Source organism: Streptomyces sp. UNOC14_S4 (assembly GCF_020740835.1).
GTDB lineage: Bacteria > Actinomycetota > Actinomycetes > Streptomycetales > Streptomycetaceae > Streptomyces.
This window is the reverse complement of the sequence record NZ_JAINFC010000225.1, coordinates 1-11,614: the sequence shown is the minus strand read 5'-3', so window position 1 is coordinate 11,614 and position 11,614 is coordinate 1. Positions and strand designations below refer to the sequence as shown.

Below are 11,614 nucleotides of genomic sequence, written 5' to 3'. Positions count from 1 at the left end.
GTTCTGAAATGACGGTGCATGGATCACGGCTCCCATGCGAGGCAGCCGCACGCACCGCGTTTCAGGTTCCGGCCGGAGGCCCCGCCCCCGGCCCACCAACCAACCCAGGGGCGCGAGGAACGGCGCGAGAAGCCCCACCGGCCCGCAGGCGACCCGGACGCGGGCCCACACTGGACCGTAAAGAGGAGGCACACGGACATGCTCGACCTCGCCCGGGAACTCACCCGCTGGTGCCAGGACGGCAAGGCGTTCGCCGTCGCCACCGTCGTGGCGGTGCACGGCAGCGCCCCCCGGCTCCCCGGAGCCGCCCTCGCCGTGGACGAGGACGGAACCGCCATCGGTTCCGTCTCCGGTGGCTGCGTAGAGGCCGCCGTCTACGACCTGTGCCGCACCGCGCTGACCGACGGAGTCCCCCGTCTCGAACGCTTCGGCTACTCCGACGAGGACGCCTTCGCCGTGGGTCTGACCTGCGGCGGAGTCATCGACATCCTGGTCGCACCCGTCCGCGCCGACGCCCCGGAACGCCCCGTGCTCGCGGCCGCCCTGGCCACCGCCGCACGCGGCGAGGGCGCCGCGCTGGCGCGCGTCGTCGAGGGCCCGCCCGCGCTGCTGGGGCGCCCCCTGTACGTACGCCCCGACGGCACGCGCACCGGCACCCTCGGCGGCCCGGCCGCCCTCGACCGCGCCGCCGCCCGCGAAACGGCCGCGCTGCTCGACCTCGGGCACACCGGCACCGTGGAAGTGACATACGACGCCACCAACGCCAACAACGACAACGGCGCACGCTGCGGCGAGGAGCACGCCACGCTGCTCGTCGAATCCAGCCAGCCCCCACCCCGCATGATCGTCTTCGGTGCCGTGGACTTCGCGGCTGCCCTGGTGGGAGTGGGGAAGTTCCTCGGCTACCACGTCACGGTCTGCGACGCCCGCCCCGTCTTCGCCACCGCCGGCCGCTTCCCCGGCGCCGACGAGGTCGTGGTGGACTGGCCGCACCGCTACCTGGACTCCCAGTCGCTCGACCACCGCGCGGTGCTCTGCGTCCTGACCCACGACCCGAAGTTCGACATACCGCTGTTGACCCGGGCCCTGCGGCTCCCGGTCGCCTACGTCGGCGCGATGGGGTCCCGGCGTACGCACGAGGACCGGCTCCGGCGGCTGCGCGAGGCGGGCGTGGGGGAGCGGGAGCTGGACCGGCTGCGCTCGCCCATCGGCCTGGACCTCGGGGCCCGTACGCCCGAGGAGACGGCGCTGTCCATCGCCGCCGAGATCGTCGCCGCCCGCCGCGGGGGCACGGGCGTACCGCTCACCGGCGCGCACACCCCCATCCACCACGACGTACAGGCGGCCTGAAGGGCCTGAAGGGCAACGGCTGATGGAGTGTCAGCCCTACGCCGGGCACCGGCCGCCGCCACCCCGCGGCCGATGCCCGTTCGCATTCCGTCCATAAAACTTTCAGGATGGTTTGACCTCCGCGTTACTCCGAAAGTGCGGGAGCACTTGACTCGCTATGGCAAGCTGGACGTCGACGGTGCCGCTCCGGCCGCATTGCGCGTGCATTTCCCGCGCGGCACCCGCGCTGTCCGTACGAGCGAGGAGGTGATCGGGATGACCAGTCGGAGTCCCGAGGGAAGTCCTCGCCACAGTGGATCGGCCCTCTCTCACTGAGCGTGAGCGCTCGGTGGACGCTCTGTTGATTCTTCGCCAGTTCTGCGCTGATTTTTCGTTGATTCCCTGAGCGTCGCTTCCTCCTTGAGCCGACCGATGGCCGTGCCTCTTCCGGCGCGCCCGTCGTACCGCTGTCGCGGGACCATTCCCCTTTCCGGTGTTTCCGGCCGCCAGAACCATCACGGCCGTTGAATTTCCGTTTTCCCACTCCCGTATTTCCGCACCACGGGTACGGCCGCGCCATGACGCGATGACGCAATTGCGTCATCGCGTCATCGCGCCACGCCGTCATGCCGTGCTGCCCGGAGAGAGGCATTTCCGCCATGACCAACACCACGCTCACCCCGCAGAAGCTCGCTCCGCCGGGCACCCCCTCGCCGCGTACCCGCAGGGACCGCAAGGCCGCCGAGCTGGAGGCGCGCACCCGGGCCGCCGGCGAGCGGCTCGCCCGCTACAGTTCCCTGCCCGCCACCCAGGTCCTCACCGACGTGAGCGCCACCCGGCACGGCCTGCGCCACGACGAGGCCGCCTCCCGCCTGGAGCGCTTCGGCGCCAACGTCGTCGCCCACGAGCGCGCGCCCCGCTGGTTCGTCCAGCTCGCCAAGGCCTACGTCAACCCCTTCATCGCCGTCCTCGTCGTGCTCGACCTGGTCATGCTCTGGCAGTGGCTCCAGGCACCCGCCGACGAGCCGTTCGACCCGGGCATCGCCATCCTCGGCACGATGGTGCTGGTCAGCGGCGGTCTGCGGTTCTGGCAGGAGTTCCGCTCGGGCCGCTCGGCCGCGGCGCTGCGCGCCCTGGTCACCACGACCACCGCCGTGCAGCGCCGCGAGGGCCGGGACACCCGCCCGACGACCGTCGAGCTGCCCATGGACCGGGTCGTCCCCGGCGACATCGTGCGCCTCGCGGCGGGCGACCTCGTCCCCGCCGACCTCCGGCTGCTCACCGCCAAGGACCTCATGGTCGGCCAGGCCGCCCTCTCCGGCGAGTCGCTGCCGGTCGCCAAGGCCGACACCCGTACCCACGACTACGGGCAGAGCACCACCACCGACCCCGTCGAGGCCGACAACCTCTGCCTCATGGGCACCACCGTCACCTCCGGCACCGCCACCGGGGTCGTCGTGGCCACCGGCTCGGACACCTACTTCGGCTCGATGGCGGGCTCCCTCGTCGGCGAGCGCCCGCAGACCAGCTTCGACACCGGCGTGCGCAAGGTCAGCTTCCTGCTGATCCGCTTCATGCTGGTGATGGTCCCCGTCGTCTTCGCGATCAACGGTTTCACCAAGGGCGACTGGAGCGAGGCGTTCATGTTCGCCCTCGCCGTCGCGGTCGGGCTCACCCCCGAGATGCTGCCGATGGTCGTCACCACCAACCTCGCCCGCGGCGCGGTCGCCATGTCCCGCCGCAAGGTCGTCGTCAAGCGCCTCAACGCCATCCAGAACCTCGGCGCGATGGACGTGCTCTGCACGGACAAGACGGGCACGCTCACCGAGGACCGCATCGTCCTCGACCGCTACCTCGACGTGCACGGCCAGGAGGACACCGAGGTCCTGGAGTACGCCTACCTCAACAGCCACTTCCAGACCGGGCTGCGCAACCTCATGGACCAGGCGGTCATCGACCGTGTGCTCGAGGCCGAGGAGGTTGTCGTCGACGCGCGGTTCACCATGGTCGACGAGATCCCCTTCGACTTCGCGCGCCGCCGGATGTCGGTGGTCCTCAGCCGCAACGACCTGGCCGCGAGCGGTGAGCCGGGCGAGCACATCATGGTGACCAAGGGTGCGGTCGAGGAAGTCCTCGCGCTGTGCACCCACATGACCGACCGCGGGCGCCGTGTGGAGCTCACCGAGGAGCTGCGCCGCCGAGTGACCCGTACCGCCGAGGATCACAACCGGCAGGGCCTGCGCGTCCTGGCCGTGGCCACCCGCACCCTGCCCGCCGCCGAGCGCACGACCTACACCCTCGCGGACGAGGACGGACTGACCCTGGTCGGCTTCCTCGCCTTCCTCGACCCGCCGAAGGCCGACGCCGCGGCCGCGCTCCAGGCGCTCGCCGACAAGGGTGTCGCCGTGAAGGTCGTCACCGGCGACAACGAGCTGGTCGCGGCCCGGGTCTGCGCGGACGTGGGCATCGACGTGGGCCGGGTCGTCACCGGCACGGAGATCGACCGCCTCGACGAGGCCGAGCTGCGCGAACTGGTGCGCTCGACCACCCTGTTCGCGAAGACCAACCCGGTGCAGAAGGCCCGGATCGTCCGGGCGCTGCAGGCCGAGGGGCACACGGTCGGCTTCCTCGGCGACGGCATCAACGACGCCGCCGCGCTGCGCGACGCCGACGTCGGCATCTCGGTGGACACCGCGGTGGACATCGCCAAGGAGTCCGCGGACATCATCCTGCTGGAGAAGGACCTGATGGTCCTGGAGCAGGGCGTGGAGCAGGGCCGGACCACGTTCGGCAACACCATCAAGTACATCAAGATGACGGCCAGCTCGAACTTCGGCAACGTCTTCTCGGTGCTGGTGGCGAGCGCCTTCATCCCCTTCCAGCCGATGCTGGCGATCCACCTGCTGGTGCAGAACCTCGCGTACGACATCTCGCAGCTGGCCACCCCGTGGGACCGGATGGACCCGGAGTACCTGCGCAGGCCGCGTACCTGGGACGCGAAGGGCATCGCCCGGTTCATGCTCTTCATCGGCCCGATCAGCTCGGTCTTCGACATCACCACCTTCCTGGTGCTGTGGAACGTCTTCGGGGCGGACAGCGAGGCGCACCAGACGCTCTTCCAGTCCGGCTGGTTCGTCGAGGGCCTGCTCTCGCAGACGCTCATCGTGCACATGATCCGTACCCGCAGGATCCCCTTCATCCAGTCCCGGGCCTCGGCGCCGGTGCTGGTGATGACCGGTCTGGTGATGGCGTTCGGCATCGCCCTGCCGTTCTCGCCGCTGGCGTCCGCGCTGTCGATGCAGCCGCTGCCGCTCGGCTACTTCCCGTGGCTCGCCGGCATCCTGCTGGCCTACTGCGCGCTGACCCAGGTGGTGAAGTCCTGGTACATCCGGCGCTTCAGCGCCTGGCTGTGACGGACCGATAGAGAACCGACAGAGATACGGACGAGGAGGAGTGGAGCAGCATGGTCATCGTCAACGAGTGGCACATGGCGGCCAACATCGGCGCCGGTCTGGGCTTCGGTGCGATCATCGGCCTGGAGCGGCAGTGGCGGGCGCGCATGGCCGGCCTGCGGACGAACGCGCTCGTCGCGGCGGGCTCCGCCCTCTTCGTCCTGCTGTCGCAGTACGGCTTCGCGGCGGCGACGAGCACCACGGGCTACGACGGCTCGCGGGTCGCCGCCCAGATCGTGTCCGGCATCGGCTTCCTCGGCGCGGGCGTCATCATGCGTGACGGGCTGAGCGTGCGCGGCCTCAACACCGCCGCCACCCTGTGGTGTTCGGCCGCGGTCGGCGCTCTCGCGGGCACGGGCCTCTATGTGGTCGCGGGGCTCGGCACCGTGGGCGTGGTCGGGGCGAACACCCTGCTGCGGCCGCTGGCCCGCGGGCTCGACCGGGGCACGATCGGCGGTGCGGAAGTGGCCACCGACTACCACTTCGAAGTTGTCTGTACGGAAGCGGCGGAGGCACACATCCGGACGCTCGTCGTCCAGGCCGTGACCCGGCCGGGCTTCCGGCTGCGCTCGGTGTACAGCAACGACGTGGAGACCGGGGGCAAGGTGGCGGTGGCGGCCGACCTGACCACCGAGAAGCGCGACGACAGCCTGCTCGAAGAGGCCGTCAGCAGGCTGTCGTTGGAGCCCGCGGTCACCGCCGTCCGCTGGACCGTGCTGCACGGGCCCGACGACGCCGGGGACGACGACTACGCCGGCGACGGGCGGGGGTCGCGGCGCCGGGTGCGGGACTTCTTCACGGGACGGTGACCCCGGTACCGCTTGTCGATCCCTTGATCCCGGCACTCCGGTTCGCCGCGCGGGGCGGCGGACCGGAGTGTCCGCCCTTGCCCAAGGGCTCCCCAAGGGGGCGTAAAGCCCGCGCTGACCTGGGAGTTGACGGGCCCTTGAGGGGGCGCAGGAGTCCACGGCATATGCCAGACCCATAACTCCTGTGATTGACGTCACATTTGGATCCGAGTGCCAGTTTTCAGGGTTCTCGCATCGTGACGCGCGTCACGGGCCTTGGATCATGGCCGAAAGTTAATGCCTGTGAGGTCGCCGATTTGCCTCTCGGTCACTTTTCCGGTGCCGGCCTCCGGTTGGAATTGATCCTTCAGGCCAGGGAGGGTTCTGGCACAAGGGGGCAAGCGGGGGTGATCCGGCCGGTGTCGGGACGGGCCGCCGGGGATTGAAGTGCTGTGAGACCTCTCTCAACCCGGACCAAATGCCACCCAGGGGGCATTCTGGACAGTTGGCGAATCAAACCCACCCGGATTCCGGCCGTTGTCGTCGGCGACATTGCGCCGGGTTCGGCGGGTGCTGTTTTCTTGCGGTCAGGTAAGCAGCGGATCTGGGGGTATGCCGGTTATGGCAATCAAGATCAACCCTGCTAGGTACAGTCAGTTCGGGCCGGCCGAGGGAAGCGTCTTCTGCCTGATCACCAATCAGGAGATGGAAAAGGACCTCGAAATCGTCAAGGATGCCCCCTACGCGGAGTACCGGACGATTATCCTGCGCCCCGGGGACGACTTCGAGGCGATGCTCGCTGATGAAACGATTCCGCAGCAGTCGCACTCACTGGTCATCTCCCCTTACCGATTCTTCGAGTCGCCCTCCGAGGAAGCGCTCGGCCCGCGCCGGAAACTGATGGGCATGGCGTGCAACTCCACGCCCACCGACCTTTCCGTCATCCGGCACTTCATCCGGGTCATCGAGAACACCTCGGCACAGGAACAGGCCGAATTCAGCGACCGGTTCTTCGAGCTCGCGGAATCCACCGACCACCTGATATACGTTGACGAGCGGCACGGCACCCGCGCCGTCCTCGACCACCTCGCCGACGACCTGGTGTGGAACCAGCAGGCGGGCCCGCTGGAGTGGGGCGAGCAGCAGATCGTGCCCTCGGGCGAGATCAGCGTCCTGCCGATGCAGATCGTCGAATTCGACGAGAGCCTGCACCTCCCGCTCGAAGGCGACATCGCCTTCCGTGGATTCCCGATCCTGCACAACGGGACCCCGTCCTTCACCCGCAAGGACCAGGCCCGGCTGCAGGGCAGGCTCGCCGGACTGGAGCACGAGGCCGTGGTCGCCACGGTGCGCAAGGGCAGCATCACCGACCTGCGCCCGCACCGGCCCGCCGGTGCCCCGGTCGCCAAGACCTTCGAGGCGATGTTCGAGATCGACTCCCGCTACACCCTGGTCTGGGAGATCGGACACGCCCTCAACACCAGCCTGGACATCCTGCCGGGCAACCACGCGATGAACGAGGTCTACGGAGGCGACCAGGGCTGCCTCCACTGGGGACTGGGGCTCACCCCCTTCACCCAGTACCACCTCGACATCATCTCGCCCGACACCACCGTCTACACCGAGAGCGGTGAAGTGGTGCTGGGCAACAAAGGCGGCGCTCCCGGCGTGAAGAAGGCCGCCGGTCTCTGACCGGCCCCGGCCCCGCGCGAGGGAGCGCGAATTCCCCAGGGGAAGGAGGTGGCAGCCATGAAGAAGACCATCAAGGTGCGCAAGAACAGCAACTACCTCGGCACGCTGCTGGGCTGAAGCCCATGAGCGTCCTGTCGGATTCGATGGCGAGAGGGGGTGTTCTCCGTGAAGAAGACCATCAAGGTGCGCAAGAACAGCAACTACCTCGGGACCCTGCTGGGCTGAGTCCCAGGAGGCCGTCGGATTCGTGAGAGAGGGGAGGTGTTCGCCATGAAGAAGACCATCAAGGTCCGTAAGAACAGCAACTACCTCGGCACCCTCCTGGGCTGAACCGAGTGACGGCCGGCCCGAGGGCGCGGCCCAGTGCGAGGCGGGTCGAGGTGCTGACTCGACCCGCCTCGCCGCACTGCACCGAAGACATCCGGGAGTGTCGCAATGATTGTCGTCCGACCTACGGCCTATCGCCAGTACACGGCGGGTCGTGACCATTTCGTGCTCGTCGTGGAAAAGGCCCTCGCAGACTTCTTCCGGATCGAGCAGGGAACCCGTCACCAGCACCACAGCACCGTCCACGTGGAGCCCGGCCGCACCCTCGCCGACGTGCTCCGTACCGACGTGCCCGAGAACGCCGACGTCCTCGTGGCCGCGGCCGACGACGCCCTGTTGACCGCGCCGACCGTGGAGATCGGTCCCGGCCGCACCGTCGCCGCCGTGCGCATGGGCAGCGGACCGCTCGCCCTCGACCAGACCCGCACCCTGCTGGAGGCCCTGGAGCGGACCGACCCCGAGGAGGCACGGCGCCGCGCCGACGCGCTGTCCACCGCGCTCGCCACGGCGGGCGGCCTGCGGATCGAGGACCCGCTCACCGGCTCCGTCGCCGACGTGTCCTTCGCCCGCCCCACCTGGGCGCGGACGGACACCGGCGTCTTCACCCCGGGCTCCGTCCACCTCGCGCCGACCGGGACGCTGCGGCTGGCCACCGGCGTCACCGGGACCACGGTCTCCGGCCAGATCGCGGTCAAGGGCTGGCCCATTGTCCGCGCCCGCTCCGCCGGTGACGCCCGCCGCCACGAACTCTACGAGCAGCTGACCGGGCTGTCCCACTACCCGCTCGTGCTCACCGTCGACGACGGCGAGGTCACCGACCTCAAGGCCGCCGCCCCCGGCTCGGGCACCGCCGCGGCCGCCCTGGAAGCCCTCTTCGCCGAGCACTCCGACCACTCCGTCGTCTCCGGCGTGGAGTTCGGGCTCAGCACGGGCACCCAGCCGCTGCCCTTCAACACCGAGGCCAACTCCGCCGCCGCGGGCCGCGGCACGGCCTCCCTCCACCTGGTGCTCGGCGAACTCCCGCAGACGCCCTACCAGCTGACCCTGGCCTGCGCGACCAGCACGGCCAAGGCCGCGGGCGGCACCGAGGCACTCGCGGGCACCGGCACGGAGGCGGGGGGCGAACGCCCCCGGCGCCGTATGAACCGGGTGACTTCCGCCAGTTGCGGTTGCCACTGATCGCACCACCCGGGTGGTGGCGGGTGCGCCCACCGGGGTGCGTCCTGCGCTCCGCGCGCGGCTGCGGCCCGGTGGGGGCTGGCCGCGCCCACGCGGCGGAGCCGCAGATCGATGCGGCCCCGTGCCCTTAAGCCCGGGGCTTCGCCCCGGACCCGACGGAGTCGTAGGAGAAATACAGCGATGACCGCGTCCCCGCCGCGCACCGCGGACACACTCCCAGCGGGGACGCCCCGCTGGGAGCAGCGCTTCCGCGCGCCCCGTTACACCCTGCCCGCCTGGGCCAAGAGCGCGCCGCACCGCTGCGCGTTCGTCAGCGACCTGTCCGGTATCGCCCAGGTCCACTGCTGGGACCGCACGGCGAACACCGTCCGCCAGGTCACCCACCGGCCCTCGGGCACCCAGCAGTGCGCCATCGAGGCGTCCGGGCGCGGGGTGTGGTGGTTCGACGACGGCGGCGGCGACGAGTACGGGCAGTGGATGCGGCAGCCCTTCGAGGGCGGCCCCGACACTCCCGCCGTCCCCGGCACCGGCCTGTACTGGCCGTCCGGCCTCGCCGTCGGCCTCGACGACCACGCCCTGCTCGGCTGTTCGACCGAGGACGGCGCGGCCGTCCACCTCGTCCTGCCCGGCGGCACCACCCGGCTGCTCTACCGGCACGAGGAACCCGCCTACGCCGTCGACCTCTCCCGTGCGCTCGACCTCGCCGTCGTCGCGCACAGCGAGCGCGGCGACCTGTGGGACCTGGGCGTCCGCGTCCTCGCCACCGACGGTTCCACCGTCGCCGACCTCGCCGCCGACGAGGGCGGCCTGGAGGCCGTGGGCTTCTCCCCGGTCCGCGGCGACGCGCGGCTGCTGCTCCAGCAGCAGCGCGACGACCGCTGGGAACCCGTCCTCTTCGACCCGCGCACCGGCGAGCGCGCCGAACTCGGGCTCGGGCTGCCCGGCGACGTGACCGTCGAGTGGTTCCAGGACGCCCGCTCCCTGCTCGTGGTGCACGACCACGAGGCCCGCTCCACCGCCTACCGCTACGACCTGCGGGACGGCGGGCTCACGCGCCTGGACGTCCCGCGGGGCACCGTCGAGCACGCCCGCACCCGCCCGGACGGCGACGTGTGGATGCTGTGGTCGAGCTCCGCCCGGCCGCCCGCCTTCCGCGGCCTGCTCGACGACCCCAAGTTCCCCGCGCCGCGGCAGGTGCCGCCGCTCACCTCCGAGGTCCGCGACCTGTGGGTCGACGGGCCCGGCGGGCGCATCCACGCCCTGCTCAGCCTCCCCGGCGGCGACGGCCCCCACCCCACCGTGTTCCTGCTGCACGGCGGGCCCGACGAGGCCGACCAGGACGCCTTCGACCCGGCCGTCGCCGCCTGGGTCGACCACGGCTTCGCCGTCGTACGCGTCAACTACCGCGGCTCCACCGGCTACGGCCAGGCCTGGACGGAGGCCCTGCGGGCCCGGGTCGGGCTGACCGAGTTGGAGGATGTCACCGCCGTACGGCAGTGGACCGTGGACCACGGCATCGCCGACCCGCGCCGCCTGGTGCTCGCGGGCTGGTCGTGGGGCGGCTATCTGACGCTGCTGGCCCTCGGGGTGCGGCCCGGCGACTGGGCGGTGGGGCTCGCGGGGGCGCCCGTCGCCGACTGCGCCGACGCCCACCGGCAGGCCATGGAGGAGATCAAGGCGCTGGACCGCAGTCTCTTCGGCGGCTCGCCCGACGAGGTGCCCGAGCGCTACCGCGAGGCCTCGCCGGTCACCTACGTCGACGCCGTCCGCGCCCCGGTCCTCATCTGCGCCGGGACCAACGACGCCCGCTGCCCCGTCGACCAGGCCCGCGCCTACGCCGAGCGGCTCGCCGAGCGAGGGGTGCCCCATCAGTTCCACGCCTACGACGCCGGGCACAGCGTGACCGACGTGAACGAGCGCGTCGCCCTCTTCCGGCGCCAACTCGACTTCGTACGCGCGCATCTGACGGAACCTCCCTTCTGATCACCGGGACGGCGGGCGGGGGATCCCGCCGTCCCGTTCCATGGGCCGCGGGCCCGGGGCCGGCCTCCGGCAGCGGGGGTTCCACCGAAGACCGGGCCGGGGCCCGCGGTCCTTCCCGGCCGGACGGCCGAGGTGACCGAGACGACCGGGAAAGGACGCTGCTGTGCTCGCTGTGCTGATCGAAACCGAGCTCCGTCCGGGGGACGGCGCCGTGCTGTGTCCGCCCAGGCACGGGCGGCGGGCGCTGACCCTCCGTCGGCACCTGGGCCAAGTGGGCTATTCGAGTGCCCCGTTCACCCTGGCCAGGTGGGAGCGGAACGTATAGCCGGGATCCGTGCGGCGCCGGTCGAGGAAGCTCTCCCACTGGAGCTGCTCCCGCAGACCCACGCCGCCCAGGGCCATGTCGGCCTGGACCCGTTCGGTACGGATGATCTTCTCGGCGACGGTGAACACGTCCTCGTGCGCGGCCGCGGGGATCACCAGCACGCCGTCCGCGTCGGCCACCACCATGTCGCCGTCCGCGCCCGCGAAGGAGGCGGCGTCCGCGCCGAAGCCCTCCGGATGCGCGCGGGGCGAGGCCGGGCACGGGCCGAGGCTGAACACCGGCAGCCCGATGTCCGCCAGTTCGTCGGTGTCGCGGTGGCAGCCCCACAGCACGAGTCCCGCGGCGCCCGCGAGCCGGGCCTCGATCGCCACCAGGTCGCCCACGCACGCCTCGTCCGTACGGGCGCCGTTGTCGATCAGCAGCACCTCGCCCGGCACCGTGCGGTCGAGACCCTCGAAGATCGAGACCGCGCCGTCGGTGTGGGTGATGCGCCGCAGCGGTCCGTGACAGCGCATGCCGGGGACGGCGGGGGACAGGGG

At 71.0% G+C, this 11,614-nt stretch carries 7 protein-coding genes; 6 read left to right on the top strand and 1 reads right to left on the bottom strand.

What is annotated here, in order from left to right:
- Positions 1–198: 198 nt before the first annotated feature.
- The 6 genes from K6I34_RS20535 to K6I34_RS20510 all read left to right on the top strand — a co-directional run bounded on the left by K6I34_RS20535 (position 199) and on the right by K6I34_RS20510 (position 10,750).
- Positions 199–1,350, top strand: coding sequence for an XdhC/CoxI family protein (locus K6I34_RS20535; RefSeq protein ID WP_229327775.1), 1,152 nt, complete (start codon positions 199–201; stop codon positions 1,348–1,350).
- Positions 1,351–1,988: 638 nt separating this feature from the next.
- Positions 1,989–4,742, top strand: coding sequence for a magnesium-translocating P-type ATPase (gene mgtA, locus K6I34_RS20530; protein WP_229327774.1), 2,754 nt, complete (start codon positions 1,989–1,991; stop codon positions 4,740–4,742).
- Positions 4,743–4,792: 50 nt separating this feature from the next.
- Positions 4,793–5,590 (top strand): MgtC/SapB family protein, encoded by a 798-nt coding sequence (locus tag K6I34_RS20525; RefSeq protein WP_229327773.1) that lies wholly within the window; start codon positions 4,793–4,795, stop codon positions 5,588–5,590.
- Positions 5,591–6,274: 684 nt separating this feature from the next.
- On the top strand, positions 6,275–7,261 hold the full coding sequence (locus tag K6I34_RS20520) for a hypothetical protein (protein ID WP_229327772.1): 987 nt from the start codon (positions 6,275–6,277) through the stop codon (positions 7,259–7,261).
- Positions 7,262–7,696: 435 nt separating this feature from the next.
- Entirely contained in the window at positions 7,697–8,767 is a 1,071-nt protein-coding gene (locus K6I34_RS20515) for a hypothetical protein (protein ID WP_229327771.1), read from the top strand.
- 180 nt (positions 8,768–8,947) lie between these two features.
- Entirely contained in the window at positions 8,948–10,750 is a 1,803-nt protein-coding gene (locus tag K6I34_RS20510; RefSeq protein WP_229327770.1) for a S9 family peptidase, read from the top strand.
- Between the two features lie 276 nt (positions 10,751–11,026).
- On the opposite strand, the gene K6I34_RS20505 is transcribed toward K6I34_RS20510, so the two are convergent.
- Positions 11,027–11,614, bottom strand: a 588-nt coding sequence (locus K6I34_RS20505; RefSeq protein ID WP_229327769.1) for an RraA family protein, incomplete at its 5' end; no start/stop codon positions are given.